Source organism: Dechloromonas sp. H13, from assembly GCF_009469615.1.
Lineage (GTDB): Bacteria > Pseudomonadota > Gammaproteobacteria > Burkholderiales > Rhodocyclaceae > Azonexus.
On record NZ_SSXX01000009.1, the window covers coordinates 60,568 to 87,109 of the forward strand.

25 protein-coding genes are annotated in these 26,542 nt (G+C 65.2%); 8 read left to right on the forward strand and 17 right to left on the reverse strand.

Features of this window, described 5'->3' with window-relative positions:
- Positions 1–54 precede the first annotated feature (54 nt).
- From ppk1 to GH660_RS16250, 4 genes are all read right to left on the reverse strand, one after another.
- Complete coding sequence (gene ppk1, locus GH660_RS16235; protein WP_153147808.1) at positions 55–2,139, reverse strand: polyphosphate kinase 1; 2,085 nt, start codon at positions 2,137–2,139, stop codon at positions 55–57.
- An 85-nt stretch (positions 2,140–2,224) separates the two neighbouring features.
- A complete protein-coding gene (locus GH660_RS16240) occupies positions 2,225–3,559 on the reverse strand; it encodes an isochorismate synthase MenF (protein ID WP_153147809.1) in 1,335 nt (444 codons plus the stop codon).
- Positions 3,556–4,821 (reverse strand): AMP-binding protein, encoded by a 1,266-nt coding sequence (locus tag GH660_RS16245; protein WP_153147810.1) that lies wholly within the window; start codon positions 4,819–4,821, stop codon positions 3,556–3,558. Before GH660_RS16245 ends, GH660_RS16240 begins: the two co-directional genes overlap by 4 nt.
- 202 nt (positions 4,822–5,023) lie before the next feature.
- Complete coding sequence (locus GH660_RS16250) at positions 5,024–5,248, reverse strand: hypothetical protein (protein WP_153147811.1); 225 nt, start codon at positions 5,246–5,248, stop codon at positions 5,024–5,026.
- A gap of 103 nt (positions 5,249–5,351) precedes the next feature.
- On the opposite strand from GH660_RS16250, the gene GH660_RS16255 reads away from it, so the two are divergent.
- From GH660_RS16255 to GH660_RS16275, 5 genes are all read left to right on the forward strand, one after another.
- Positions 5,352–7,967: a PAS domain S-box protein gene (locus tag GH660_RS16255; protein WP_153147812.1), complete on the forward strand. Its 2,616-nt coding sequence runs from the start codon at positions 5,352–5,354 to the stop codon at positions 7,965–7,967.
- Positions 7,957–8,577, forward strand: a complete 621-nt coding sequence (locus tag GH660_RS16260; protein WP_255478848.1) for a response regulator transcription factor — start codon at positions 7,957–7,959, stop codon at positions 8,575–8,577. Before GH660_RS16255 ends, GH660_RS16260 begins: the two co-directional genes overlap by 11 nt.
- 189 nt (positions 8,578–8,766) lie before the next feature.
- The gene (locus tag GH660_RS16265; protein ID WP_153147814.1) at positions 8,767–9,195 is read left to right on the forward strand and encodes a hypothetical protein; all 429 of its coding nucleotides are present in this window, start codon (positions 8,767–8,769) and stop codon (positions 9,193–9,195) included.
- Between the two features lie 178 nt (positions 9,196–9,373).
- Complete coding sequence (locus tag GH660_RS16270; RefSeq protein WP_153147815.1) at positions 9,374–10,081, forward strand: SDR family oxidoreductase; 708 nt, start codon at positions 9,374–9,376, stop codon at positions 10,079–10,081.
- The gene (locus GH660_RS16275) at positions 10,078–10,443 is read left to right on the forward strand and encodes a hypothetical protein (RefSeq protein WP_153147816.1); all 366 of its coding nucleotides are present in this window, start codon (positions 10,078–10,080) and stop codon (positions 10,441–10,443) included. The genes GH660_RS16270 and GH660_RS16275 overlap by 4 nt, the downstream gene beginning before the upstream one ends.
- Positions 10,444–10,555: 112 nt before the next feature.
- Here the strand turns inward: GH660_RS16275 and GH660_RS16280 are convergent, their stop codons facing one another.
- From GH660_RS16280 to GH660_RS16325, 10 genes are all read right to left on the reverse strand, one after another.
- Positions 10,556–10,801: a hypothetical protein gene (locus tag GH660_RS16280; RefSeq protein ID WP_153147817.1), complete on the reverse strand. Its 246-nt coding sequence runs from the start codon at positions 10,799–10,801 to the stop codon at positions 10,556–10,558.
- A gap of 163 nt (positions 10,802–10,964) precedes the next feature.
- The gene (locus GH660_RS16285) at positions 10,965–11,348 is read right to left on the reverse strand and encodes a hypothetical protein (RefSeq protein WP_153147818.1); all 384 of its coding nucleotides are present in this window, start codon (positions 11,346–11,348) and stop codon (positions 10,965–10,967) included.
- A 207-nt stretch (positions 11,349–11,555) separates the two neighbouring features.
- Complete coding sequence (locus GH660_RS16290; RefSeq protein ID WP_228276536.1) at positions 11,556–12,515, reverse strand: o-succinylbenzoate synthase; 960 nt, start codon at positions 12,513–12,515, stop codon at positions 11,556–11,558.
- On the reverse strand, positions 12,512–13,339 hold the full coding sequence (gene menB / locus GH660_RS16295; RefSeq protein ID WP_153147820.1) for a 1,4-dihydroxy-2-naphthoyl-CoA synthase: 828 nt from the start codon (positions 13,337–13,339) through the stop codon (positions 12,512–12,514). The genes GH660_RS16290 and menB overlap by 4 nt, the downstream gene beginning before the upstream one ends.
- Positions 13,340–13,433: 94 nt before the next feature.
- Positions 13,434–14,210, reverse strand: coding sequence for a slipin family protein (locus GH660_RS16300; protein WP_153147821.1), 777 nt, complete (start codon positions 14,208–14,210; stop codon positions 13,434–13,436).
- Positions 14,207–15,631 (reverse strand): nodulation protein NfeD, encoded by a 1,425-nt coding sequence (locus GH660_RS16305; RefSeq protein WP_153147822.1) that lies wholly within the window; start codon positions 15,629–15,631, stop codon positions 14,207–14,209. Before GH660_RS16305 ends, GH660_RS16300 begins: the two co-directional genes overlap by 4 nt.
- 111 nt (positions 15,632–15,742) lie before the next feature.
- Positions 15,743–16,054 carry an acetolactate synthase small subunit gene (gene ilvN / locus GH660_RS16310; RefSeq protein ID WP_153147823.1) on the reverse strand — a complete coding sequence of 104 codons (312 nt, stop codon included), beginning with the start codon at positions 16,052–16,054 and terminating at the stop codon, positions 15,743–15,745.
- A gap of 2 nt (positions 16,055–16,056) precedes the next feature.
- Complete coding sequence (gene ilvB / locus GH660_RS16315) at positions 16,057–17,727, reverse strand: acetolactate synthase large subunit (protein WP_153147824.1); 1,671 nt, start codon at positions 17,725–17,727, stop codon at positions 16,057–16,059.
- A gap of 294 nt (positions 17,728–18,021) precedes the next feature.
- The gene (locus tag GH660_RS16320; protein ID WP_153147825.1) at positions 18,022–19,197 is read right to left on the reverse strand and encodes a PQQ-dependent sugar dehydrogenase; all 1,176 of its coding nucleotides are present in this window, start codon (positions 19,195–19,197) and stop codon (positions 18,022–18,024) included.
- Positions 19,198–19,430: 233 nt separating this feature from the next.
- Entirely contained in the window at positions 19,431–19,697 is a 267-nt protein-coding gene (locus GH660_RS16325; RefSeq protein WP_153147826.1) for a hypothetical protein, read from the reverse strand.
- Between the two features lie 252 nt (positions 19,698–19,949).
- Between GH660_RS16325 and GH660_RS16330 the strand changes: the two genes are divergently transcribed.
- Positions 19,950–20,555, forward strand: coding sequence for a hypothetical protein (locus GH660_RS16330; protein ID WP_153147827.1), 606 nt, complete (start codon positions 19,950–19,952; stop codon positions 20,553–20,555).
- Positions 20,556–20,596: 41 nt separating this feature from the next.
- On the opposite strand, the gene GH660_RS16335 is transcribed toward GH660_RS16330, so the two are convergent.
- Positions 20,597–21,373, reverse strand: a complete 777-nt coding sequence (locus GH660_RS16335; protein ID WP_153147828.1) for a hypothetical protein — start codon at positions 21,371–21,373, stop codon at positions 20,597–20,599.
- Positions 21,374–21,539: 166 nt separating this feature from the next.
- Between GH660_RS16335 and GH660_RS16340 the strand changes: the two genes are divergently transcribed.
- The gene (locus tag GH660_RS16340; RefSeq protein ID WP_153147829.1) at positions 21,540–21,974 is read left to right on the forward strand and encodes a glycine zipper 2TM domain-containing protein; all 435 of its coding nucleotides are present in this window, start codon (positions 21,540–21,542) and stop codon (positions 21,972–21,974) included.
- Positions 21,975–22,091: 117 nt separating this feature from the next.
- Here GH660_RS16340 and GH660_RS16345 read toward each other — a convergent pair whose 3' ends face one another.
- A complete protein-coding gene (locus tag GH660_RS16345) occupies positions 22,092–23,612 on the reverse strand; it encodes a fumarate hydratase (protein WP_153147830.1) in 1,521 nt (506 codons plus the stop codon).
- A gap of 13 nt (positions 23,613–23,625) precedes the next feature.
- Positions 23,626–24,162 carry a TIGR00645 family protein gene (locus GH660_RS16350; protein ID WP_153147831.1) on the reverse strand — a complete coding sequence of 179 codons (537 nt, stop codon included), beginning with the start codon at positions 24,160–24,162 and terminating at the stop codon, positions 23,626–23,628.
- 252 nt (positions 24,163–24,414) lie between these two features.
- On the opposite strand from GH660_RS16350, the gene acs reads away from it, so the two are divergent.
- Positions 24,415–26,379, forward strand: a complete 1,965-nt coding sequence (gene acs / locus GH660_RS16355; protein ID WP_153147832.1) for an acetate--CoA ligase — start codon at positions 24,415–24,417, stop codon at positions 26,377–26,379.
- The last annotated feature ends 163 nt before the right edge of the window (positions 26,380–26,542 follow it).

Here is a 26,542-nt window from a genome sequence, read left to right on the forward strand (position 1 = left end):
CGTAGCCCTGCCCGAAGAATTTGCCTGTTTCGGATGGTCGACCGCAGCAGGCGGCTAGGCGCCGCTGCCCAGCGTCGCCATCAGTTCCCCCTGCGCATTGTGCGGTTTGGCGCGGGTGCTGCGCCGGCGCTGGTAGGTGCCTTCGCCGTTCATCTCCCAGCTTTGCTGGTTGTCGGCCAGGTAGAACTTGAGGCCTTCGGTGATGACGCGCTTCTTCAGCTTGGGGTCGAGGATGGGAAAGGCCAGTTCGATGCGGCGGAAGAAGTTGCGCTCCATCCAGTCGGCGCTGGAGAGATAGACCTTTTCCTCGCCGCCGGCGTAGAAGTAGAAGACGCGGTGATGTTCGAGGAAGCGGCCGATAATCGAGCGGACACGGATGTTGTCCGAAAGGCCGGGCACCCCGGGACGCAGGGCGCAGACGCCGCGCACGATGAGGTCGATCGAGACGCCGGCCTGCGAGGCCTCGTACAGCGCGTGGATGGTTTCCGGTTCGAGCAGGGAGTTCATCTTGGCGACCACCATCGCCTTGCCGCCGGCACGCGCCGTCGCGGTCTCGGCTTGGATCGCCGCGACGACGTTGGGCTGCAGCGTGAACGGCGCCTGCCACAGGTGGCGCAGTGTGCGCGCCTTGCCGAGGCCGGTCAGCTGCTTGAAGACTTCGCTGACGTCGTGGGTGATTTCCTCGTTGGCCGTCATCAGGCCGAAATCGGAATAGAGGCGGGCGGTGCGCGGGTGGTAGTTGCCGGTGCCGAGGTGGGCGTAACGCTTGAGGCCGCCTTCCTCGCGGCGCACGATGAGCAGCGCCTTGGCGTGCGTCTTGTAGCCGACGACGCCATAGACGACATGGGCGCCGACTTCCTCCAGCTTGGTCGCCCAGCCGATGTTGGCCTCCTCGTCGAAGCGCGCCATCAGTTCGACGACGACGGTGACTTCCTTGCCGTTCTGGGCGGCGCGGATCAGCGACTGCATCAGCACCGAGTCGGTGCCGGTGCGGTAGACGGTCATCTTGATCGCCACCACCTGCGGATCGAGCGCGGCCTGGTTGAGGAATTCGATGACCGGCGCGAAGGACTGGTAGGGATGGTGCAGCAGGATGTCGCTGCGGCGGATGCTGTCGAAGATGTTGGCGCCCTTGCCGACGGCCTTGGGCAGGCCGGGCACGAAGGCGGAAAACTTGAGGTCGGGGCGGTCGACCCAGTCCGGCACCTGCATCAGGCGCACCAGGTTGACCGGGCCTTCGACGCGGTAGAGGTCGTTGCTGCCGAGGCCGAACTGGGCGAGCAGGAACTCGGTCATTGACTCGGAACAGTTCTCGGCCACCTCGAGGCGCACGGCGTCGCCGAAGTGGCGGTGCGGCAGCTCGCCCTGCAGCTTGGTGCGCAGGTTGGTGACTTCCTCCTCGTCGACGAAGAGGTCGGAATTGCGCGTGACGCGGAACTGGTAGCAGCCGAGCACCGTCATGCCGGTGAACAGTTCGTCGACGAATTCGTGCAGGATCGACGACAGGAAGACGAAGCCGTACTCGCAGCCGGCCAGCTCCTCCGGCAGGCGGGTGACGCGCGGCAGCACGCGCGGCGCCTGGACGATGGCGGCGTTCGAACTGCGGCCGAAGGCATCCTTGCCTTCCAGTTCGACAGCGAAGTTGAGGCTCTTGTTGAGCACCTTCGGGAAGGGGTGCGAGGGGTCGAGTCCGATCGGCGTCAGCACCGGCACCATCTCGCGCACGAAATAATCGCGGATCCATTCGCGCTGCGCCTCGGTCCATTTCGAGCGGCGCAGGAAACGGATGCCCTGTTCCGCCATCAGCGGCAGGATGACGTCGTTGAGGTGGCGATACTGCTCGGCGACGATGGCGTGCGCCTCGGCGGAAACCAGGCGGAACGACTCCTGCGGCGTCTTGCCGTCGGTGGTGATGGCCGGCACGTGGGCCTTGATCTGCTCCTTGAGGCCGGCCATGCGGATTTCGAAGAATTCGTCGAGGTTGCTGGAGACGATGCACAGGAAGCGCAGCCGTTCGAGCAGGGGCACGCGCTCGTCCTGAGCCTGGGCCAGGACGCGCCGGTTGAAGGCCAGCATGCTCAGTTCCCGGTTGAGATAGTCCTCGGCAGGAAAGCGCGGTTTGATGTGTTGACGGGTCATCGAAATCTCCTCTTTTCCTTGAAGTATATGCTTCAAGCCCGTCATTTTGTTGCACTTGTGTTTCCGCCGTGTGACAGCGGCCGGCTCAGGCGTGGGCGCTCCGGAGGTCGTCCCGGTGCCCGGCGAGGGCGGCGAGCAGGGTGCCGAACTTGGCCTCGGTCTCGGCCAGTTCCTGGTGCGGATCGGACCCGGCGACGATGCCGGCGCCGGCATGTAGCTCGATGCCGTCGGCGGTCAGCAGCGCGGAACGTAGCGCGACCGCGAATTCCCCGTCGCCATTCGGAGCGAGGCTGCCGAAGCCGCCGCTGTACCAGGCGCTGCGCCGTTCGCCGTGGCGCGCCAGCCAGTCGAGCGCCGCCGGGCCGGGAAAGCCGCCGACGGCCGGGGTCGGATGCAGAGCGCGCACGAGATCGAACAGCGTCACGCCGGAGGCCGCCGTGCCGGCGATCCGACTGTGCAGATGGGCGATCGCGCCGGCCTGGCGGACGCTGACCGGCCCGGCCTGCGGCGGCAGGCTGCAGTGGCCGGCCAGCGCAGCGAGGATGGCGCGGACGACCAGCGACTGCTCGCGCCGGTTCTTGGGCGCGTCGAGATCGAGCGAGCCGCTCCACGCGGTGCCGGCCAGCGCATCGGCGGCGAGCTGGTGCCCGGCGAGGCGGATCAGGCGCTCGGGCGTGGCGCCGAGGAAGATGGCAGTGCCGGTGCCGTGGGCATAGACCAGGCTATCGGGCTGCTGTGCGCCGAGGGCGGCGAGCACACGGCCGGCGGCCGCCAGGCCGTCGCCGGCCAGTTGGCGGTGGCGGGCGAGCACGATCTTGTCGACCTCGCCGCCGGCGATGGCGCGCAGCGCGGCGTTGACGCGGGCGATCCAGGCGCGGTCGGCCAGCGTCGGGTCGGCGGCGGGCGCCAGCCGCAGCGGCGGCCGGGGGGCGGGACGGGCCAGCAGTTGCCGCCAAAGATCGGGGGCGCCGGCGATGCGGCCGGCCGGCGTGCTGAGGATCGCCCGGCTGCGGCCGGCGCGGCTTTCGAGCAGTACGGCGGGAATGGCGAGGAGGATGTTGGGCAGCGGCGCGATGTTGTGCTCATCGAAAGCGAAGCCGCAGAAGGCCAGTGGCGCGCCGTCGTGGCGCCAGTGGCGGGCCAGCCCGGCGAAGGCGTTGTCGAGCGCAGCGAAACGCTGCGGGCCGGCGCTGGCGATCTGGAAGGCATGGCCGATGCCGAGCCGGTAGAGGCCGGCGGCCGGGCGCGCCTGGTACCAGAAGGGTCCGGCGGCCGGCAGGGCGGCCAGCCAGTCGGCAGCTGTCGGACCGAGGTCGATGGTGATGCTGAGCGGCGTCGCGGCCGGCACGTCGGCGGCCAGCGTGCGCAGTCGCGCGGGCAGGGTGGGGTCGGCCAGGTGCCGGCGCAGGGCGGCGATCATGCGCCGGCCTCGCGGGCGAGACGGCGCAGGGCGGCGCGTTCGAGCTTGCCGGCGGCGTTGCGTGGCAGGCCGGGCAGGCGGACGATGCGCCGTGGGCGGGCCGGACCGGGCAGGCGCGCGGCGCTCCAGGCGCGCAGGCGCGCCGGTTCGGCGTCACCGACCACCAGCGCGACGATGAGGTCGCCCCACACCGGGTCGGGCAGGCCGGTGACCGCCACGTCGCGGACGCCGGGGCAGGCGGCGAGACAGGATTCGACTTCCAGCGGATGCACGTTGCGCCCGCCGCTGATCAGCATGTCGTCGGCGCGGCCGGTGACGGTCAACCGCCCGGCAGCGTCGATTTCGCCGAGGTCGCCGGTGGTCAGCCAGCCGTCGGCATCGATCCCGCCGCCATCGAGGTAGCCGGTCATGAGCTGCGGCCCGCGGATGCGGATGCGCCCGTCGGCGGCAAGCGCGATTTCGTTCTTGCCGAGCGGGCGGCCGACCAGACCTTTGTGCCACGGCCCGTCGGCCGGCGTCCACGTGGCGATCTGGGCCGCCGTCTCGCTCATCCCGTAACTCGGGTTGAGCGGCCAGCCCGCGCTGCTCGCCTTGTCATAAAGGCTCGGCGCCAGCGCGGCACCGCCGATCATCACGTGGTGCAGGCTGGCCGGCGGCGCGACGCCGGTTTCCAGCAGGTGGGCCAGCATGGCCGGCACCAGCGAGAGATGGGTGACCGGCTGGCGCGCCAGGTCAGCGGCCACCGCGTCGGCGTTGAAACCGTCGTGCAGCAGCACCGCCGCCCCGGCGCGCGCACAACGCCAGAGAATGGCGAGGCCGCCGATGTGGTGCAGCGGCAGGCAATCCAGCCACAGGTCGCCCGGTCGCAGCGGCAGATGGCGGTTGGCGGCGGCCGCCGCGGCGTCGAGGCTGGCGTCGCTCAACAGCACCCCGCGCGGCTCGCCCTCGCTGCCGCTGGTCGAAATCACCAGCGCGATGCGGGTCGGCAGCTCGCCGGTCCAGTGCACCGAACGGTTGCGGTCGACCGGCCAGAAAGGCCGATTTTCGAGGCTGCACGCATAGGCATGGCGGGCGAGTTCGAGGCTGCTGCCGGAAACGACGAGCGGCGCCGCGCCGCCCGCCAGCGTCGCGCCCAGCGCGCCGGTATCGGCCAGCAGTTCGGCGAAACTCCAGTTCTGCCCGGCGCAGCTCAGGGCGAGCGCCGCCGGCCGGCGCCGGGCGGCGGTGGCGAGGTGACGGGCGAGCGATCCGTTGGGCTTCATAAGCCTTGGATTATAAGGAGCCCGGCGCGGGGCGGCGGCGAGGCAGATCAAGAAAACTGGGGGCGGCGGGGCCTTGCAGGGGAGAACGGGGGGCGTGAATTTGCCGGGAATCGGGTCGAGGGTCCTTGGTAGGCAGGGTTTCCGTTAATCGGCGAAGCTGTGGAAATCATTTACGCAGCTATCTGAAAAGCCGCGCTCCGCGTCAGTCGAAACGATCCTCCCTTACCCGGGCCAAGCCGCTTTCCACCTGGACGGGAAAGATGGTGATGGGTTCGTAGGGCGGAATCGGTCGGCTTGAGCCACCCTGGGCCACCCGGGGGACATCGTGCCGCCGCTCCTCGACGAGACCCTGATCGACCGGCGTTGTCCGGTCACCCTCGATCTGGCGGCGGCAATGTGCCGCCGCTTGGCCGGGATCGGGCTCCATGGCGGGCCTTCCTTCGGTGCCTTTGTCGAGGCGGCATTGCGCCAGGCGGCGAGCGGGGGAAGAAGTGCCTTGGTTACGGTACTCGGTGACACCGGAGAGCGCTATGTTTCAACCGGTATGTGGCATTGATCTGTTACAGCGCCGGGCCTCAGGAATCCCGCAAGCGTCCTTCGTGGTGAAAGTCGGTGTCATGGATTCGCCGGCCACCATGACAGGGAAACCTGATGCCAAAGGGAGATTGTTTCTGCTATCTTTTCCGAAAAACATGGCAGTGTCCGGATTGGCGGCGATCGTCCTGTTCCGGTTGCCACTTTATCCAGAATGTCGTGCAGATCACAACAATCCCGTGGATGATCCGACCAGTCGCTACCTGAAATTGCCTGCGTGGGCGAGATACCTGCTGGCGCTGGCGATTCTGGCCGTCACGCTGGCAATACGCATGGCAATTCAGCCCATTGACGCGGGGCTGGCCTATTCGACCTTCTTTCCAGGCCTGGCGATCACCGTGTTTCTGTGCGGCTTCGGTCCGGGGTTGCTGTTTGTAGCGCTGGCTGCGCCGGCCGGCGCCGTCAGCTTGATTGCACCTCGCTGGGATTTCGCGGAACTCCTGCCGATATTGCCGCGAATCGGATTTTTTGTGGCATCGGCCTTGGCGATTCTCGGGGTCATACATTATTTCCAGCGCCAGGCGGTACTGGAGCGGCGCCGCTTGCAGGATGAAATCATGCGCCGCAAGCAGCTCGAGGCGGCCTCGGCGGAGAGCAACGTCCGGCTGAACGGCATCATTGATTCGGCGATGGATGGCATCATTTCCGTGGATGCCCGACAACGCATTTTCCTTTTCAATCCTGCAGCCGAACAGATTTTCGGTTATCCCGCCAACGAGATGCTGGGGCGCTCGATCGATGACCTGATCCCGGCCAGCCACCGCCAAATCCATGTCGGCCATATGCGACGATTTGCCGAAGCCGGGGAGCCCAACCGGAAAATTGCATCGCAGGGCAACTTGAACGGGCTTCGTCGTGACGGCACCGAATTTCCCATCGAAGCCTCGATTTCCCGGACCGACGTGTCCGGAGAGCCGGTCTTCACGATCATCCTGCGCGACATCAGCGAGCGCCGAAAGACCGAGCAGGCGCTGATCAACAGCCGCAGGCAATTAACGACATTCGTCGAGCAGGCACCGGTCAGCATTGCCATGTTCGATCGCGACCTGAACTACCTTGCGACCAGCCATCGCTGGCTCGCCGACTATGGCCGCGGATTCAGCAGTCTGGTCGGTCGCAACCACTACGAGGTCAATCCGGACCTCTCGGAGGAGTGGAAACGGGTCCATCGCGAAGCGCTGGCCGGCGTCGCCATCAAAAATGACATGGATATGTGGGTCAAGGCCGACGGATCAAAGCATTGGTTGCGCTGGGCAGTACATCCCTGGACTGACGAGAGCGGCGCCGTCGGTGGCATCATCATATTGGCGGAGGACGTTACGCACGCCAGACTGGTTGAACTGGCATTGCGGGCCAGCGAGGACGACCTCGTTCGCGCGCAGGCCGTCGGCAAAATCGGTAGCTGGCGCCTCGATGTGCGGCGCAACGAGCTGACCTGGTCGGCCGAGAATTACCGCATATTCGAGATTTCCGAAGGCACGCCGCTGAGTTACGAGACCTTTCTCTCGCGGGTGCATCCCGATGACCGGGAGTATGTGGACCGCATGTGGAAGGCGGGGCTTGCCGGTGAACTTTACGATATCGAGCATCGCCTGCTGATTGACGGGAAGGTGAAATGGGTAAAGGAGAAGGCGGAACTGGAGTTCGACGAGCGAGGGGATGTGGTGGGTGGCTTCGGCATTACCCAGGACGTTACCGAGCCTCGCCTGGTCAAGGACCATCTCCATCAGGCCAACGAGCGGCTTGCTGCGATAGCGGCCGAGCAGGCGGCGCACCTGAGCGAACTGGCCGGCGAGCTGACGCATGCGGAACAACGGGAGCGTGATCGCCTTTACGAATTGCTTCACGATAGCGTCCAGCCGGGGCTGGTCGCCGCACGGCTCCGCCTGAGTGGACTCGACGGGCGTACTTCGCGCGCTGAAATACTGGAAAGCATCGCCGAGGCCAAGGAACACATATCGCAGGTCATCCAGACTGCGCGCACGCTCAGCGTCGAGTTGAACCCGCCGCTGATCCGCGAGCGCGGACTGGTGCCTGCGCTGGAGTCGCTTTGCCGCTGGGTACGCGCGAATTATGGGCTCGAGGTGGATCTGGTTGCAGCACCGGATGCCGAACCTGTCAGCATGACGATTCGCCTGCTGTGCTTCAAGGCGGTGCGCGAACTGCTCATGAACGTGGTCAAGCATGCCGGCACTCCGTTCGTCGAAGTGGTTCTGGAGCATGCGCCTGACCACATGCTGCGCATTACCGTCCGCGACCGGGGAGGTGGCTTCGATACGACCGCCGAGCAGGAAGGTTCCGGCCTCCTGAACATTGAACGCCGACTCGGCATGGCGGGAGGCCACCTGTCGGTCATCAGTTCGCCCGATGCCGGAACCGTCGTCATACTCCTGGCCCCGCTTGGCAGGCAATTATCGGAGCACGCCAGGGTGTTCCGGCAACAGCTCGCATCCGTGGCAGTCCCGCGCGGCAACATTTCTGAACCCACTGAAGGCGCAATGGCCAGCAAAGATGCAAAGGAGCAACGGCATGATCAGGATATTGATCGTTGACGACCACGCCATCGTTGGCGGTGGACTGAAGCAGTTTCTCGGCAACGTCGGCGGATTCGAAATCGCCGGGCAGGCCCGCACCGGCGCCGAAGGGTTGGCAATGGTCGAGACCGGAAAATGGGATCTGGTACTTCTCGATATCGGATTGCCCGACATGAACGGGATCGAGGTGCTGAAGCAGATCAAGCGGAGCCAGCCCGACTTGCCGGTCCTGGTGTTCAGCATGTATGCCGAGGACGATTACGCGATGACCGCGCTGGAAGCGGGCGCCATCGGCTATCTGCCGAAGGATTGCAGTCCGGAGGAAATCCTGGTCGCGATCCGTCGCGCCAGTTCGGACGAGCGCTACCTGAGCCCGAACCTGGCCGAGAAACTGCTCTGCGGATCGCTGCCAACATCCCGGAAACTGCCGCATGATGCATTGTCCGCCCGGGAGTTCGACGTAATGCAGATGCTCAGCCGGGGAACGCCGCTGGTCGAAATCGCCGAACGACTCCACCTCAGTCCCAAGACTGTCAGCACCTATCGCGCACGGGTCATGGAAAAACTGGGCCTGCAGCACAACACTGACATTACGCGCTACGTTCTGAAACACAAGTTGGGGCAGTAGCCGGTTCACCGCTCTTCGTAGGTCAATCCCTACAGCGATCGCGACCGTCTCCGACATCGGTCACGAAATACGCCGATATTTTCCTCGTGTGGCGGGTGCGAATATTTGATTTTGCAGCGTCCATGGTGGGGAATGTTTCCCAGCATGGATGTCGTGATCCCTGACATTGCGTTCGCGAGGTGTTGTCACATGAATGAGCAATTCGAGCAGTTTTCCCAAAGCATGAGCCTTTTCCGTGACCTCGGCACAGTAACCCTCTCGGGTTCCGAGGAAATGATTTTCTGGCAACTGGACAGTGCGCAGGCATTCATCGCCCTTGGCAGCCAGCAGTTGAGAATGGTGCTGTCCGAAGCCAGCGCCGCACAAGACCCCGAGCATTGGTCGGAAATCGTGCCGGCTGGCATGCGCAATGCGCTCCAGGTCGCGCGCGATTGTGTGCTCGCCGCTTCGGACTGCCAGATGGAAGGCTTGCGCATATTCCAGAGACAGGCCGCCGAAGCACGACAGTTGTTTACCGAATCCCTGGGTGCGCAGTCTCCAAGGGTCAAGCTGGTTCGTTCCGCTGACAAGAAAGGCAACAGGACGGCAAGCGTCCATTCCCAGCGGCAAGCCGCATAGATTTGAGCTGGCCCCATGAGTAGTTTGGGCGGCGCGCGAGCAGCGTATTCCCGGAAGATCTTGTCATCGGCAGCGCGAGAAGATCACCCTGAATTTCGGGAGCGGACGTGTGGCGCGCTGAGATCGCCCCGGAGTTGACGCCAGGGGCGTTCCGCTGGCGCTGGCAGGAAGATCCGGCATGACCGGTCAACGCATCAGCGTTGTCACCGGCGCCAGTCGCGGTCTCGGACGTGCGGCAGCGAGGCATCTGGCTGTCGAAGGGCACATGGTCGTTGCCACGGCGCGCCGTCCGGAGGATCTTGAAAGCTTGCGATCAGAACTCCGGTCGGCAGGTCACCGGATCGCGTGCCACCCGCTCGACGTCAGCGACGACGATTCGGTGGTCACGCTGGCAGCGTGGCTTGGAGAGCGCTTCGGTCGCGTTGATGTGTTGATCAACAATGCCGGCATTTCGCTCGACCGTTACAGCGCGAGTCTGCTCGATCTCCCGCTGGAAATCCTGCGTGCGACCCTGGAAACCAACCTCTACGGGGTGCTGCGGGTGACTCAGGCGCTGATCCCGTTAATGCGTGCGAGCGATGCCGGCCGAGTGGTCAATCTCGCTTCCGGGATGGGCCAGTTATCGGACATGCAGGCAGGTGCGCCAGCGTATCGCATCTCAAAAACCGCCGTGAATGCCGTGACACGGATTCTCGCCGCCGAGCTGGCAGGCAGCGGGATCAAGGTCAATTCGGTCTGTCCGGGCTGGTGCCGGACCGACCTCGGTGGCCCCGATGCCCCGCGTACGCTCGCGGAGGGTATCGACACGGTGATCTGGCTCGCCACGCTGCCCGATGACGGGCCCACTGGCGGCTTCTTCCGTGACCGCAAGCCTATCCCCTGGTGATCGGCGCGCACCGTCCGTTCAAATCCGGTATTGATTGCCTGATTCTCGCCGCAGCAAGCGTTGGCGATGCGGTCGCGAAGTGTGCCGCAGTTGCCGCCATCGACCGCGATGCGTCATTTCATCAGTTCAGGCTGCCGCTGAGCCAGCAGGTATTCGTAATGTTGCACGCGTGCGGAAGAAGACGCGATTTGCCCAAGCCGGCGCATCTCGGCAGCGAAGGCTGCTTGTTGACCTGCGGTGAGCATCCGCTGCCCGGCACGCCAATCGTATTGGACATCACCAGCAGCCACGCCCACGCCGAAGACCGATTTGGCCAGTTCGCCCAGACCGCTGGCCTCGATGCTGTGACCATCGCTCAGTGATGCAACAAATCCGTCGGGCAGGGCACCAACGTTTGCGGTAATTGCCACAGGAACACCTCGCTGCCAAATATTGGTTTATCGAAGATAACGAACATGCACGGTGGCAACGAATTCAGGCTGCCCGAGCCAGAAGTCGCCGGACGATCTCCTCCATGTCGTCCCGGCACCGTCTGAGCATTTCATTGGTAATGGCAGCGTAGCGATAGTTATTGATGAGTTGCGCGACGAGGTGGTTGAAAACAGCCCGTTCGACCCGCGACCAAGACCGGACATAACTCACCGGAAACACATCGCCGGCGCGCTTGACGAAATGCTCATGGGTTTCGTCGGCTTCTTCTGCAGTGTTGTCATCAATCATGCGAAATCTCCTTTGGTCGCTCTGCAACGCTTGTCGGTTGCTGTCTTTACTTGGGTCCGGATGGCTCTATTGCGGTTAGGATGGTTGATCAGCGGGTTATCCGGGTGGTGTCTCCCTTGATCCAGGCAGCGTATTTCAGGGAAATCCGCGCCACCCTGACGGTTCACTTGCCAGGAACGTGTTCCCGCCCGATATTGGCAAGATGGCGGTTGAACGATGCGGCGATGGCTTTCTGCAACTCGGTGCCCTGACGTCGCAGTAGATGCAACGCGGCCAATTGATAGTCCGAAGCCGCCAGCACATTGTCACGGGTCATCGCGATGGCATTGCGTATTCCCGACTGCACCATGTCCGCAGACGGCCCTGGCCCCTGCATGGCATTCAGGCCGGAACAAACCAGCCGCCAATGGTCACTGCCACGGGCAACGCAGGACTGTGCACCATCGAGTTGCAGGGAGAACATCTGCTCCGAACCCGATAGCAGCGCCGTGCTCACCTCGCGGAAAAGATTGACGCTTTGTGAAATGAAATCGAAGTGCTGATTCATATGGCCTCGTCTGTTAAGCCCACGGTGACAACCGCTTTCCGGGCGATGAGCCGAATCTTGGCTGCTTCCCTGTTCGGGCAATAGCGGCGGATCGCTTGATCGGTGTCAGGCAACACTGCGATCTCTGTCAGGGTTCCCCTACTTTCTTGCGGCGTCCCCGGCTGCCACCCAATAGCGCGGCAGCCATGACTTGCGTTCCCGGGCGATTCAACGGGCTCCGGCCATCGCGAAGCCGATCCCGTCGCCTTTCGGCAATTGCATTCTCCCGTCGATGATGGGCGGTGACAGGCCGACATCGCTGGCCAGCCATTCGCCGGTCGCCAGCCCGTGCACGGCGTCGGGTGCCACGGCGGCGGCGAGGTGGGCGAGGGTGGCGATGCCGCAGGCGCTTTCGAGGGCCGCGGTGACGATGACTTCCATGCCGCTGGCACGGGCGCGCAGGGCGAGTTCGGTGCTGGCGAGCAGGCCGCCGTGGCGGGCTGGCTTGAGTACGAGGCGGCGCACCGGCGCGTGGTGGAAGAAGGCAGTGTCGAGGAGATGAATCGATTCGTCGATGGCGAGCGGGAAGGCGGCAGCCATTTGCAGGCTGGCGAGCCGGGCCGCGTCGGGGGCGGCCAGCGGTTCTTCGAGGCCGTCGACCGGGAGGCCGGCGCAGGCGGCGATGAAGCGTTGCGCTTCGGCGAAGGTCCATGCGCGGTTGGCGTCGAGGCGCAGGCGCATTGTGGGCGGCAGGGTGGCGGCGAGGCGTTGCAGGGCGGCGATTTCGTCGTCGACCGGGGCGACGCCGACTTTCAGTTTGGCGACGGTGTAGCCGGCGCTGGCGGCTTGGTCGAGGCTGTCGCGGTCGACCGTGAAAATCGGCCCGAAACTGGCGTTGACCGCAACCGACGCCAGCGGGGCGCGGCCGCTGAGCCAGGCGTTGAGCGACAGGCCGGCGCGTTGCGCGGCGAGGTCGAGGGTGGCGCTCTCCTCGGCGAAGGCGGTGGCGGCGGCTTCGTCGATGCCGAATTCCGGCAGCGGGGCGCAGTCTCCCCAGCCGGTGCGGCCGTCATCGGTGGTCAGGCGGCGCAGGCGGCCGCGGCGTTCGTTCAGCGTGCCGCGGCTGGTCTGCCATGGCCAGCGCAACGGCAGGCAGTAGGGCAGCCAGTCGGCGGCGACGACCTTCACGGGCGCTTGCGGTATTTGCCGAAGTCGGGCGGGCGGCGTTCGAGCCAGGCGTTGCGGCCTTCCTGGCCTTCCTCGCTCATGTAGAAGAGGCCGGTGGCGTTGCCGGCGAGTTCCTGGATGCCGGCGAGGCCGTCAGTGTCGGCGTTGAAACCGGCCTTGATCATGCGCAGCGCCATCGGCGAGAGCTTGAGCATGTCGCGGCACCAGTTCACGGTTTCCTCTTCCAATTTTTCTACCGGCACGACGGCGTTGACCAGCCCCCAGTCCAGGGCGGTCGCGGCGTCGTATTGGCGGCACAGCAGCCAGATTTCCTTGGCGCGCTTGAGGCCGATGGTGCGCGCCATCAGCCCGGCGCCGAGGCCGGCGTCGAAGCTGCCGACGCGCGGCCCGGTCTGGCCGAAGCGGGCGTTGTCGGCGGCAATGGTGAGGTCGCAGACCAGGTGCAGCACATGGCCGCCGCCGATGGCGAAACCGGCGACCATCGCCACCACCGGCTTCGGGCAGCGGCGGATCTGCATCTGCAGGTCGAGCACGTTGAGGTGCGGCGTCCCGCCTTCGTCGATGTAGCCTTCGGCACCACGCACCGTCTGGTCGCCGCCCGAGCAGAAGGCTTCGCTGCCGGCGCCGGTCAGGATGATGGCGCCGATGGCGTTGTCGTGGTGGGCGCGGTGGAAAGCGTCGATCAGCTGCTTCACCGTTTCCGGGCGGAAGGCGTTGCGCCGCTCGGGCCGGTTGATGGTGATCCTGGCGATGCCTTCGGCGGCTTCGTAAAGGATGTCGGAATAGGTGGCCTGGGGCTGCCAGGCGGGGAGATTGCTGGACATGTCGAACGTGGGGTGATGGACAGGCAGCGAGTATAGCTGTCCGCACCGCCCGCTGATTTGATGTCGCGCCGGTCGGGCCGGAAAGCAGGGCGAATCAGGACTGCGAAGGCGCGCCTTTCGTGGCGCGCTCGAACAGATTGCGCAGGATATCCACTGGCACCGGGAAGACCAGCGTCGAGCTCTTGTCGCCGGCGATCTGGGTCAGCGTCTGCAGGTAGCGCAACTGCATCGCCGCCGGTTCGCGCGAGAGCATTTCGGCCGCCTCGCGCAGGGCCTGCGCCGCCTGCTTCTCGCCTTCGGCGTGGATCACCTTGGCGCGCCGTTCGCGTTCGGCTTCGGCCTGGCGGGCGATGGCGCGCACCATGCTCTCGTTGAGGTCGATGTGCTTGATCTCGACGTTGGTCACCTTGATTCCCCAGGAATCGGTCTGGGCATCGAGGATCTGCTGCACGTCGAGGTTGAGGCGCTCGCGTTCGGCGAGCATTTCGTCGAGTTCATGCTTGCCCAGCACCGCCCGCAGCGTGGTTTGCGCGAGCTGGCTGGTGGCGACGAGGAAGTTTTCCACCTGGATGATCGCCTTCTCGGGATCGACGACGCGGAAGAAGACGATGGCATTGACCTTGACCGAGACGTTGTCGCGCGAGATGACGTCCTGCGGCGGGACGTCCATGGTCACCACGCGCAGGTCTACCTTGACGATCTGCTGGATGCCGGGGACTACGATTACCAGGCCCGGCCCCTTCACCTTCCAGAAGCGGCCCAGCATGAAGATCACGCCGCGCTCGTATTCGCGCAGGATCTTGATCGAGCTGAAGGCGAGGAAGGCGAGCGCCAGCAGCAGGGGAAGGAAGCCGAGTTGCAGGTCGATCATGATGTACTCCCGAATGTTGAGGAATCGCCGACCGGCGAAACGTCCAGGGTGAGGCCGTCGAGGTGGTCGACGCGCACCCGGTAGCCGGTGGCGAGCGGCGCCGCCGAGCGGGCGCGCCAGTTCTCGCCATGCACGGTCACCCACCAGTCGCCGCCGTCGGCCGGGCCGCTGACTGTGCCGAGGGCGCCAGTCATTTCCTCGCGCCCGCTGACCACCGGTCGCTTGTGACTGCGCACCGCGAAGTTGCCGATCATCAGCAGGGTTGCCAGGCTGGCGAGCGCCAGCCCGCCGATCAGGGCGAGCGGAATGCCGAAACCGGGCGCCTCGGCATCCATCAGGAACAGCCCGCCAACGACGAAGGCGACGAAGCCGCCGACCCCGAGCACCCCGAAGCTCGGCACGAAGGCCTCGGCCAGCATCAGTCCGGCCCCGATCGCCAGCAGCGCCACGCCGGCCCAGTTCACCGGCAGCAGCTGGAAGGCGTAGAGCGCGATAAGCAGCGAGATGGTGCCGACCACCCCGGGGGCGATGGAGCCGGGCGAGGTGGCCTCGAAAAACAGGCCGTAGATGCCGATCATCATCAGAATCAGCGCGATTTGCGGCGTGGTGATCACGGCAAGGATGCGGTTGCGCCAGTCCGGGTCAAGACGCTCGATGGTGGCCTTGGCGGTCGCCAGGGTCACCGTGCCGCTGCCCAGCACGACCTGGCGACCGTCGAGGCGGGCGAGCAGGTCCGGCAGGTCGACGGCGACGAGGTCGATCACCTTGTTTTCCAGCGCCTCGGCCGCCGACAGGCTGGCCGCCTCGCGCACCGCGCGTTCGGCGAATTCGGCATTGCGACCGCGCAACTGCGCCAGGCTGCGGATGTAGGCGGAGGCATCGGACACCGACTTGGCCGTCATCGCGTCGCTACCGGCGAGCGGCTTGGCAGTCGATTCAGGCGATTCGGCTTCCTTCTTGCCGCTGCCGGCCGCCGGCTTGGCGCCGGGCTGCTCGCCGCCGATGCCGATGGCGACCGGCGTGGCCGCGCCGAGATTGGTCGCCGGCGCCATCGCGGCGACATGGCTGGCATACAGGATGTAGGCACCGGCACTCGCCGCCCGGGCGCCTTCAGGGGAAACGAAGGTGGCGACGGGAACCGGCGCAGCGAGGATGTCCTTGATGATCGCGCGCATCGAGGTGTCGAGGCCGCCCGGCGTATCCATCTCGATGACGACCAGCCCGGCGCCCGATGCGGCGGCGCGCGTCAGGCCGCCGCGGATGTAGTCGACGGTGGCCGGGCCGATCGCGCCCTCCAGCCGCAGGACGAGCACGCTGCCGGCGCCCGGCGCCGCCAGTCCGCCAGCGCCCAAGACCAGCGCCGCCAGCAGGAGCGGCCATCCGGCCAAATGCCTGAACCAGCCAAACCTGCAAGACGGCATGCGCGAATCTCCGTTGAAACCCGACCAAGCGTTTGACAGACGCCGCGCCCTCCTTGTTTCCCGCGAAGACGCGACAGCGTCCGGATCATCGGCGTCGGCGCGGCGCCACCGTCAGGGCCGGAAGAAGGCCTCCAGTTCGCTGAACACCGCGTGGTCGGCGTTGTGGCGGCGGATGGCGATGACGTCCTCCAGCTTTTCCGCCTGCCTGATCATCTGAGGCAGGCGCTGGTCCTCGTTGACCAGCAGCCAGATGCGGCTGCACGCGCCGTCGCCGACCGGCAGGCAGAGGATGCCCTCGACGTTGTAGGTGCGCCGGGAAAAGAGGCCGATGACATGCGACATGACGCCGGGGTGGTTGTTGACGTCGATTTCGAGAACGGCGCGGGAGAGGGCCTGCAGTTCGTTGCGGTTGATGGCATTCATGTTCAGTTTCCGATCATTTCGTGGTTGGCGGCGCCGGGGGGCACCATCGGGAAGACTTTCTGCTCGACGTCGATGCTGGCGTGGATCAGGCAGGGGCCGGGGCGGGCGATGGCGTCCATCAGCGCGGCGCAGGGATTGGCGGCGGTGTCGAGGTCGACCGCGGCGATGCCGAAGCCTTGCGCGACCTTGACGAAATCCGGCGTCGCCTTGAACTGCGAGGCGAACAACCGCTCGCCATAGAACAGCGTCTGCTGCTGATGCACCAGGCCGAGCGAGGCGTTGTCCATGAGCACGATCTTGACGTTGACGTTCTCCTCGGCGGCGGTGACCAGTTCCTGGATGTTCATCAGGATCGAGCCGTCGCCGGTGAAGCAGACGACGGTGCGCTGCGGTTCGGCCAGCGCGGCGCCGATGGCGGCCGGCACGCCGAAACCCATCGTGCCGAGCCCGCCGGAGGTCAGCCACTGGCGTGGGCGGCGCAGCGGGTAGCCCTGGGCGACCCACATCTGGTGCTGGCCGACGTCGGTGGCGATGATGGCCTCGTCGTCGAGGCAGGCGGCGACGGTGCGGATCAGGCCGAAGTGCGACAGCGGCTGGTCGAGGTCGGGCATGTGCTGCGGGAAATCGCGCTTCAGGGCATCGGTACGGTCGACCCAGGCTTTGCGGTCGTTTTCACTGACCAGCGGCAGCAGGCGGACGAGCGCCTCGTGCACGTCGGCGGCGATGCCGACGTGGGCGGTCTTGATCTTGTCGAGTTCGGCGGCGTCGATGTCGATGTGGATGATCCTGGCCTGCGGGCAGAAGGCGGCGACCTTGCCGGTGGCGCGGTCGTCGAAGCGGGCGCCGACGGCGATCAGCAGGTCGCACTCGTCGAGCGCCAGGTTGGTACAGCGGGCGCCGTGCATGCCCAGCATGCCGAGCGACAGGCGATGGTCGACCGGCATCGCGCCGAGCGCCATCAGCGTCATTACCGTGGGCAAATTGGCCTTTTCCGCGAGGTCGACCGCAACCGACGAGGCACCGGCATGCACAACGCCGCCGCCGAGGTAGAGGATGGGGCGTTTGGCCCCGTTGATCATCGCCGCCGCTTCGGAAATCGCCCAGGCATCGGCCGCCGGCGGCAGTTCGCGGGCGCCCGGCGCCGGCCAGTCGGCGACCTCGATGGCCTGCGTCTGCACATCCTTCGGGATGTCGACCAGCACCGGGCCGGGGCGGCCGGAGGCGGCGATGCCGAAGGCGCGCGGAATCACGTCGAGCAGTTCCTCGGCCGAGGTGACGAGGAAATTATGCTTGGTGATCGGGATCGACAGGCCGTAGGTGTCGACTTCCTGGAAGGCGTCGGTGCCGATCATCGCCTTCGGCACCTGGCCGGTGATGGCGACGAGCGGGATCGAATCGAGCTTGGCGTCGGCGATGGCCGTCAGCAGGTTGGTCGCGCCGGGGCCGGAGGAGGCGAGGCAGACCGCCGGCTGGCCGCTGGCGCGCGCCATGCCTTGGGCCATGAAGCCGGCGCCCTGTTCGTGGCGGGCGAGGACGTGGTGGATCAGCGCCGATTGCCCGAGGGCGTCGTAGATCGGCAGGATGGCGCCGCCGGGAATGCCGGCGACGGTACGCACGCCCTGGCGTTCTAGCAGGCGGATGGCGATCTGGGCGCCGGTGAGGGTTTCGGTCATGCAAGGCTCCTTTCGGGTTCTGGCGATTCCGGCGGAGCTGCAAACAAAAACCCCCGCCGTTTGCGCCGGCGGGGGTTTGGGAAATCTGCTGTCTTGCTTGCTTACCCGATCCGCGACGGCGCGTGCGTAATGACGCCTACGATGACGACGCGTACGATGACCTGCGACACTGCGCGGGCAGCGGCGGAGCGGAAGGTACGGTGTGCGTTCATGCGGATGGGGATGCGTGAAAATGAAAACGAGCGCGAACTATCGCCGACCTGGCCGGGAAAATCAAGCCCTTGAATCGTGGGGTTATTTCGCGCCGGCGGCCGGCAGCGGTTCGAGGCGGACGATGCGGCCCCGCGGGCTGTCGGTCAGCAGGTAGAGCAGCCCGTCGGGGCCTTGGCGAACGTCGCGGATGCGGCCGAGCGCGCCGTCGAGCAGGCGCTCCTCGTGGACGACGCGTTCGCCATCCAGCTGCAGGCGGACCAGCATCTGGAACTTGAGCGCGCCGACGAATAGGTTGCCGCGCCACCGCGGAAAGCGCTCGCCGGTGTAGAAGGCCATCCCCGAGGGCGCGATCGACGGCGTCCATTGCAGCAGCGGCTGCGCCATCCCGGGCCTGGCCGTGCCTTCGCCGATCCTGGTGCCGGTGACGTAGTTGCGGCCGTAGGTGATGACCGGCCAGCCGTAATTGACGCCGGCGCGGAGGATATTGACCTCGTCGCCGCCCTGCGGGCCGTGCTCGTGCGCCCACACCTCGCCAGTTTGCGGATGCAGCGCGGCACCCTGGACATTGCGGTTGCCGAGGGTGAATTTCTCCGGCTTCGCCCCCGGCCTGTCGACGAAGGGATTGTCGGCCGGCACCCGGCCGTCGTCGTGCAGGCGAATGACCGAGCCGGCGTGGTCGTCGATGCGTTGGGCGCGCTCCATCTCGCCGCGGTCGCCGAGGGTGATATAGAGGTAGCCCTGACGGTCGAAGACGAGACGTGAGCCGAAATGATGGCCGGGCTTCGATTTGGGCTGCATGCGGAAAATCACCTGCACGTCGCGCAGCGCATGGCCGTCGAGCTTCGCGCGCAGCACTTCAGTGCCGTAGCCGCCGGGGCCCTCGCCGGCGTAGGAAAGGTAGAGCCAGCCGTTCCGCGCGTAGTCGGGATGCAGCGCGACGTCGAGCAGCCCGCCCTGGCCGACCGCGGCGATCGCCGGCAGGCCGCTCACCGGCTGCGGATCGAGCCTGCCGTCGGCACCGACCAGGCGCAAGCGGCCGGGTCGCTCGCTCACCAGCATCCGCCCGTCGGGCAGGAAGGCGAGGCCCCACGGGTGTTCGAGGTTTTCGGTGAGGGTGATGGCGCGGAACTGCTGGACTTCGCTCGAAAAGACTTGGGCCGCGGCCGCCAGCGGGAACAGGGCGGCCGTCAGCAGAAAGAGGACGCCTGCCGCAAGGCGGCAGAGGCTGGCATGCAACGGGTGGCGGTTCGATCGCATGGCGCCAATCTTATGCCTTTCCCGGCCCGCGCCGGAAATCGCCCGGTTTACGGCGTCGACCGCAGCAGGCCGATTTCTCGCGTGGCTTTTGTTTTGATGATGGCGCTGGCGAGGCGGGTGGGGATTTCGCTCAGGGTCGTGGAGAGCAACAAGACGCCACCTTTAGCCCGGGGCCGGGGAAGTTGGCAGCGGCGGCCGGGCATATGGGTGATTTTGCTTAACTCGACGCGAAATCAGGGGCAGCAGGAATTGCGCGTGAATGCTTCCTCTGCGCTCTGGATTCTGATTTCGTGGGGTACCGCACTGGATTCATGGAGCGCCGCATACTGGACCGAAATGGCGTCCTTGCTGACGTGCCGGGATTTGATGCCGGTTTGGTGGTACGTGACCTTATGAACTGCGCCGGTTTGATGATTGGGGGTGACCTTGACTGGGGCGGCAGGAACTTGACTGGCCACGCCCAGGGCGAGGATAGCTGCGGCAATGACTTTGGGTGACATGATTTTCTCCCTTCCATTGGTAGAAAATTTGCCTGGTTGACGATGCCGCTCGAACAACCCGGCTCATGGAGCAGGTTGAGATTGCAGCGAGCGCATCGTTGAAGTGGAGTCTGTTCCGGTTACTCCGCATTTGTCATCATCAGAATGGATGAACTTCCGAACCGGCGACCAACTCCAAACCCTGTCAAATCGCGTAAGCCACCATCAAGAATGAATAGCGTCGGCTCGCCAAAGGATCCATGGAATGTTGCCATGCTCGAAGGAGCACTGGATCTGGTCTGCACGGGGATTGCCTTTTCGCGCAGGAGCGGCGAGCTCATGTATGCGAACGAATGCGCCAGAGAACTCCTGAGCCTGTATTCACTTGTGGTACGTGACTTCGCGGCAGCAGAAGGTGGCATGCAATACCGCTTGCGCGGTGGCTTGGCGCGGGTGATTCAGGAGATCGGGAGCGTGCGCGAAATCTGGAGCAGTCCATGCGGCAAATTGCTGATCCAGGTCCTGCCTCTGCGGGCGGCCAGTGACTGCCCGAGCATTCTCGGTCGTCGCGGCGGCGCCATGCTCATGGTGCAGGAACGTGGTTGGCATCAACTGCCGAGCCCGGAGCAATTGATGGTTCTGTTCGGCCTGACCTCGGCCGAAGCGCGAACCTGCCTGGCGCGCTGTCAGGTCGAATCAGCGCAAAAATGTGCGGAGGCCTTGAATATCAGTGTTGCAACGGTCCGTAGCCAACTGCAGGCCGCGATGCAGAAGACCATGACGTCGAAGCAGACGGAGTTGCTTTCCGTGGTTCTGAGCGTGCCTGTGTGCCGCTCCGGGGCAGAAATCGCAAGCGGATCCGGCAGTTCTGTGTCGTGACGGTACCAGCTTGGCGCATCTGCTTCTGAAATTTGGCAGTTTTACGGCGTCGACCGCAGCAGGCCGATTTCCCGGGCGGTTTCGCTGCCGATGACGGTATCGGCGAGGCTGCTGGGAATGTCGGCGCGCTGCTCGTCGATCGGTGTGCGGCCGCCCATGATTTCCGCCTTGTCCTGCGGCAGGCGGGGATTCCGGTCGGGTTCGGCGTAGCCCGCCGGGTGGATCGGCTGCAGCGTGGCGAGGTCGTACTTGTCGCTGGCGCCGAAGGTATGCAGCAGTTCGTGGGCGATGACTACGGCGTTCTGCCGCCGTTGTGGCCGGCTGGCGAAGGCGTGGATGACGCCGATCCCGCCCTTGCTCAGGCCGATGGAGTGGGGCAGGGCGCTGGCGCGTTCGGGGTCGTGGAAGAGCACGAATATCCGGACCTGCGGTCGCGGCCCGGCGATATCGTCGTGGCGCGACGCCCACCAGCGCAGCTCCAGACTCCAGACGATGGCGTCGAGCGGGCCGGGACGGGCACGCGGCAACGGCGGCCGGACGGCGAGCGGCGGCGCGACGCGCAGCGCGACCGGCTGCAGGAGCGAACGGCCGTAGCGGTCGCTCTGTTCCTGTAGCCAGCGGGCGATGTCGGCGAAATCGTCATCGCTCAGTTCGGCGACGAAGCGGGCCGTCGCCGGGGAGTCGTCGGCGGCGATCGGGTAGATGGCGACGTGGACGGTGTGTTCCCAGGCCGTCAGCCGGCTGTTGGCCCGCCACGCGCCAAGGGCGACGGTGGCGAGGATGAGCAGCAGGATCAGGATGCGGAATTTTCGGAACATGGGCTGCAGCAAAGGGTTATCGTGAGCGGGTCTTGCAAACGGTTCGCTTTTTTTTTTTGGTTGGCCGCGAGCCACAGGATTTTACGGAAAGCGCCTGTCAGCGGGCTAGAATATGCCACTCAAATCCGACTGCCTATAAATCCACTTTGACTTGAGGAAAAAAACGATGAAAAACAAAAGCTTGATTCGCGCGCTGGTGCTCGGCGTGAGCCTGGCAGCACCGCTGGCCGCAACCGTGCACGCGCAAACCGGCAGTTCCGCAGCCCAGTTCGAAGGCCGGGTCGGCACCGTTGAATCCGTTCGCACGCAGGCGGTGCCGACTTCCGGTACCACTGCCGGTACCGTTGGTGGCGCGGTTGTCGGCGGCGTACTCGGCAATCAGGTCGGGCAAGGCCGGGGGCGCACACTGGCTACCGTAGGCGGCGCCGCCGCCGGGGGCGTCGTGGGCAACCGCCTGACCAGCGGCACCACGACGGTGTGGGTCGTCAATGTGCGATTCGATGATGGCACGAACGCCAATATCGAGCAGGATTCACAGCCCCCGGTATGGGCCGGTGAACGCGTTCGTGTCAGGAATGGCAGCCTGGAACGTATTCGCTGATCTGCCTATGGTGATTTTTGCCGTTTTTTGCGGGTCGACCGCAACGGGCGGCAATTTCCAGGCATGAAAAAGCCCCCGGCTGGCGGGGGCTCGGCGATTCCAGGTCAGGGCCTGGAATCAGGCGGCGACCGGGATCTTGCCGATCTTGACCTGCCATTCCTTCGGCCCGGTTTCGTGCACCGAGGTGCCGGCCGAATCGACGGCCACGGTGACCGGCATGTTCTCGACGTCGAACTCGTAGATGGCTTCCATGCCGAGATCGGCGAAGCCGACGACCTTGGCCGACTTGATCGCCTTGGCCACCAGGTAGGCGGCGCCACCGACGGCCATCAGGTAGGCCGACTTGTTGTCCTTGATCGCCTGGATTGCGGTCGGGCCGCGCTCGGATTTGCCGACCATGGAGATCAGGCCGGTCTGCTCCAGCATCATGCGGGTGAATTTGTCCATGCGGGTGGCGGTGGTCGGGCCGGCCGGGCCGACGACTTCGTCGCGCACCGGATCGACCGGGCCGACGTAGTAGATGACACGGTTGGTGAAGTCGACCGGCAGCTTCTCGCCCTTGGCCAGCATGTCGGCGATGCGCTTGTGCGCGGCGTCGCGGCCGGTCAGCATCTTGCCGTTCAGCAGCAGCTTCTGGCCCGGTTTCCAGGAAGCGACCTGTTCCTTGGTCAGGGTGTTGAGGTCGACTTGCGTCGCGGCCTTGAGGTCCGGCGTCCAGGTCACGGCCGGCCAGTCTTCCAGCTTCGGCGGCTCGATCTTGGCCGGGCCGGAACCGTCGAGATGGAAATGGCAGTGGCGGGTCGCGGCACAGTTCGGCACCAGCGCGACCGGCAGGTTGGCGGCGTGGCAGGGGTAATCGAGCACCTTGACGTCGAGCACGGTGGTCAGGCCGCCGAGCCCCTGGGCGCCGACGCCCAGCGCGTTGACCTTCTCGAACAGTTCGAGGCGCAGTTCCTCGGCACGGTTCTGCGGGCCGCGCGCCTTCAGTTCGTGGATGTCCACCGGCGCCATGATCGATTCCTTGGCCAGCAGCATGGCCTTTTCCGGCGTGCCGCCGATGCCGATGCCGATGATGCCGGGCGGACACCAGCCGGCGCCCATTTCCGGGATCTTCTTCAGCACCCAGTCGACCAGGTCGTCGGACGGGTTGAGCATGGCGAACTTGGATTTGGCTTCCGAGCCGCCACCCTTGGCCGCGCAGATGACCTCGACGTGGTCGCCTTCGACGATCTCGAAATGCACGACGGCCGGCGTGTTGTCCTTGGTGTTCTTGCGGCTGCCGGCCGGGTCGGCCAGAACGGAGGCGCGCAGCGGGTTGTCCGGGTTTGCGTAGGCGCGGCGCACGCCCTCGTCGATCATCTTCTGGATGCTCATGGTCGCATCCGGCCAGGTGACCTGCATGCCGACCTTGATGAAAACCATGCCGATGCCGGTGTCCTGGCAGATCGGACGATGGCCTTCGGCGGCCATGCGGGAGTTGGTCAGGATCTGGGCGATGGCGTCCTTGGCGGCGGGGCTTTCCTCGCGCTCGTAGGCTTCGCCCAGCGCCTTGATGTAGTCCAGCGGGTGGTAGTAGCTGATGTACTGGAAGGCATCGGCGACGGACTGGATCAGGTCTTCCTGTTTGATGGCGGTCATGCGCGGCTCCGGGTCAGTGGTGTTTTGCGTGTTGAAGGGCGAGGGTCTGGGTCATGGTCTTGTCGACAATGGCCATGGCCAGGGCGGAGAAAAGGAATACGACATGGATGATCACCTGCCACTGCAGCGTGTGCTGTTCCAGGTTGGCGGCATTGATGAAGCTCTTCAGCAGGTGGATCGACGAAATGCCGATGATCGCGGTCGACAGCTTGATCTTGAGGACGCCGGCATTGACGTGCGAGAGCCATTCCGGCTGGTCCGGGTGGCCTTCGAGATCGAGGCGCGAGACGAAGGTTTCGTAGCCGCCGACGATGACCATGATCAGCAGGTTGGCGATCATCACCACGTCGATCAGGCCGAGGACGGCCAGCATGACGTCGGTCTCACTGATGTGGGCGGCGTCGATCGCGTTGTGCACCAGGTGGCTCAGTTCGACCATGAACAGCCAGCAATACACGGCCTGGGCGATGATCAGGCCGACATAGAGCGGCGCCTGTATCCAGCGGCTGGCGAAGATGACGGTTTCGAGAGTCTTTACGGGAGAATTCATTGTGGGTGGACGGGGTTTTGGGGAGGCGAAAGTTTATCACGGAGCGCCCGGCCGCCGGGATGCCCCGGATTGCTGCGCCGCAGCGTGATTTCGTAAGCGCTTTGTAAGATTATCGACGTCTAATGCCGCCTCAACGCCGGCGAGGGGAGGGGTTGTTTCTCCAGCAGGTGCGGCTATTACTGTCCCGGGTGCAGACCCGAGATCCGATCGGTTGTTTCAACATAATTGCGAAGTACCGCAGAGGAGAAGAATATGTCGAATGAGTCCGTTAAGCTCTATTATCCGTCCGAGGAAATGGTCAAGAACGCGGCCGTGTCCGGGATGGATGGCTATCGGGCACTGTGCGCTGAAGCTGAAGCCGACTACGAAGGCTTCTGGGCCAAGCGCGCTCGCGAGATGATCACCTGGAAGCAGCCTTTCACCCAGGTGCTGGATGAATCCAACGCCCCCTTCTTCAAGTGGTTTGCCGACGGCAAGCTGAATGTTTCCTACAACTGCCTCGACCGCCAGGTCGAAGCCGGCAAGGGCGACAAGGTCGCGCTGATTTTCGAAGCCGACGACGGCCAGGTAACCAAGGTTACCTACAAGGAACTTCTCTCCAAGGTTGCCAAGTTCGCCAACGCCCTGCGCGGCATGGGCGTCAAGAAGGGCGATCGCGTCGTCATCTACATGCCGATGACCGTAGAAGGCATCTGCGCGATGCAGGCTTGCGCCCGTATCGGCGCGATCCACTCCATCGTCTTCGGCGGCTTCTCCGCCCAGTCTCTGCGCGACCGCATCAACGACGCCGGCGCCGTGGCCCTGATCACCTCCGACGGCCAGTACCGCGGCGGCAAGGCTATCCCGCTCAAGCCGATCGCTGACGAAGCCTTCGCCATGGGCGGTTGCGAATCGGTCAAGAACGTCATCGTCTTCAAGCGCACCGGCGCCGAAGTCAACATGGTTGCCGGCCGCGACCAGTGGCTGCACGACGTCGTTGCCAACCAGTCCGACGTGTGCGAACCGGAATGGGTCGAAGCCGAACACCCGCTGTTCCTGCTCTATACCTCCGGTTCGACCGGCAAGCCGAAGGGTGTCCAGCACTCCACCGGCGGCTACCTGCTGCACGCTATCCTGACCATGAAGTACACCTTCGACATCAAGGATAGCGATGTCTTCTGGTGTACCGCCGACATCGGCTGGGTGACCGGCCACACCTACATCACCTACGGCCCGCTCGCCTGCGGCGCCACCGAAATCGTCTTCGAAGGCGTGCCGACCTATCCGGACGCCGGCCGTTTCTGGAAGATGATCCAGGACCACAAGGCCACCATCTTCTACACCGCCCCGACCGCGATCCGTTCGCTGATCAAGGCTGCCGACACCAACGCCGCCGTGCATCCGAAGAGCTACGACCTGTCTTCCCTGCGCATCCTCGGTTCGGTTGGTGAGCCGATCAACCCGGCGGCCTGGGAGTGGTACTACGAGAACGTCGGCGGCGGCCGTTGCCCGATCGTCGATACCTTCTGGCAGACCGAAACCGGCGGCCACATGATCACCCCGATGCCGGGCGCCACCCCGCTGGTGCCGGGTTCCTGCACCCTGCCGTTCCCGGGCATCCAGTTCGCCGTGGTCGACGAGACCGGCGCCGAGCTGCCGTGGGGCCAGGGCGGCATCCTGGTCTGCAAGAAGCCGTGGCCGTCGATGATCCGCACGATCTGGAACGACAACGAGCGCTTCGTCAAGTCCTACTACCCGGCCGACTTCCAGGGCAAGCTGTACCTGGCGGGCGACGGCGCCATCCGTGATGCCGAAACCGGCTACTTCACCATCACCGGCCGTATCGACGACGTGCTGAACGTTTCCGGCCACCGCATGGGCACCATGGAAATCGAATCCGCGCTGGTCGCCAACCCGCTGGTCGCCGAAGCTGCCGTCGTCGGCCGCCCGGACGACCTGACCGGCGAAGCCATCGTCGCCTTCGTGGTGCTGAAGGGCGCGCGCCCGACCGATCCGGAAGCCACCAAGAAGATCGTCAAGGAGCTTTCCGACTGGGTTGGCCACGAAATCGGGCCCATCGCCAAGCCGAAGGATATCCGTTTCGGCGACAACCTGCCGAAGACCCGTTCCGGCAAGATCATGCGCCGCCTGCTGCGCGGCCTGGCCAAGGGCGAGGAACTGACGCAAGACACCTCCACGCTCGAGAACCCGGCGATCCTGGAGCAACTGAAGGGTTAAAGAGGGGGGATTCGGGAACGGCGCAAGCGCTGATTCCCGGCCGGTCAAGGAGGCGGCGAGCTTGCCGCGCCGCCTCCAACCAACAAAGGCAAGGAGGAGACAATGGTCGCCCATAAGGTGACCTTCCGTGTGGTCACATCGGACTGCATGCCAACAACGGCTG

Coding starts and splice junctions, on each gene's coding strand:
- ppk1 (WP_153147808.1), bottom strand. CDS start 2,139: ATGACCCGTCAACACATCAAACCGCGCTTTCCTGCCGAGGACTATCTC.
- GH660_RS16240 (WP_153147809.1), bottom strand. CDS start 3,559: ATGATCGCCGCCCTGCGCCGGCACCTGGCCGACCCCACCCTGCCCGCG.
- GH660_RS16245 (WP_153147810.1), bottom strand. CDS start 4,821: ATGAAGCCCAACGGATCGCTCGCCCGTCACCTCGCCACCGCCGCCCGG.
- GH660_RS16250 (WP_153147811.1), bottom strand. CDS start 5,248: ATGGAGCCCGATCCCGGCCAAGCGGCGGCACATTGCCGCCGCCAGATC.
- GH660_RS16255 (WP_153147812.1), top strand. CDS start 5,352: ATGTTTCAACCGGTATGTGGCATTGATCTGTTACAGCGCCGGGCCTCA.
- GH660_RS16265 (WP_153147814.1), top strand. CDS start 8,767: ATGAATGAGCAATTCGAGCAGTTTTCCCAAAGCATGAGCCTTTTCCGT.
- GH660_RS16270 (WP_153147815.1), top strand. CDS start 9,374: ATGACCGGTCAACGCATCAGCGTTGTCACCGGCGCCAGTCGCGGTCTC.
- GH660_RS16280 (WP_153147817.1), bottom strand. CDS start 10,801: ATGATTGATGACAACACTGCAGAAGAAGCCGACGAAACCCATGAGCAT.
- GH660_RS16285 (WP_153147818.1), bottom strand. CDS start 11,348: ATGAATCAGCACTTCGATTTCATTTCACAAAGCGTCAATCTTTTCCGC.
- menB (WP_153147820.1), bottom strand. CDS start 13,339: ATGTCCAGCAATCTCCCCGCCTGGCAGCCCCAGGCCACCTATTCCGAC.
- GH660_RS16300 (WP_153147821.1), bottom strand. CDS start 14,210: ATGATCGACCTGCAACTCGGCTTCCTTCCCCTGCTGCTGGCGCTCGCC.
- GH660_RS16305 (WP_153147822.1), bottom strand. CDS start 15,631: ATGCCGTCTTGCAGGTTTGGCTGGTTCAGGCATTTGGCCGGATGGCCG.
- ilvN (WP_153147823.1), bottom strand. CDS start 16,054: ATGAATGCCATCAACCGCAACGAACTGCAGGCCCTCTCCCGCGCCGTT.
- ilvB (WP_153147824.1), bottom strand. CDS start 17,727: ATGACCGAAACCCTCACCGGCGCCCAGATCGCCATCCGCCTGCTAGAA.
- GH660_RS16320 (WP_153147825.1), bottom strand. CDS start 19,197: ATGCGATCGAACCGCCACCCGTTGCATGCCAGCCTCTGCCGCCTTGCG.
- GH660_RS16325 (WP_153147826.1), bottom strand. CDS start 19,697: ATGTCACCCAAAGTCATTGCCGCAGCTATCCTCGCCCTGGGCGTGGCC.
- GH660_RS16330 (WP_153147827.1), top strand. CDS start 19,950: ATGCTCGAAGGAGCACTGGATCTGGTCTGCACGGGGATTGCCTTTTCG.
- GH660_RS16335 (WP_153147828.1), bottom strand. CDS start 21,373: ATGTTCCGAAAATTCCGCATCCTGATCCTGCTGCTCATCCTCGCCACC.
- GH660_RS16340 (WP_153147829.1), top strand. CDS start 21,540: ATGAAAAACAAAAGCTTGATTCGCGCGCTGGTGCTCGGCGTGAGCCTG.
- GH660_RS16345 (WP_153147830.1), bottom strand. CDS start 23,612: ATGACCGCCATCAAACAGGAAGACCTGATCCAGTCCGTCGCCGATGCC.
- GH660_RS16350 (WP_153147831.1), bottom strand. CDS start 24,162: ATGAATTCTCCCGTAAAGACTCTCGAAACCGTCATCTTCGCCAGCCGC.
- acs (WP_153147832.1), top strand. CDS start 24,415: ATGTCGAATGAGTCCGTTAAGCTCTATTATCCGTCCGAGGAAATGGTC.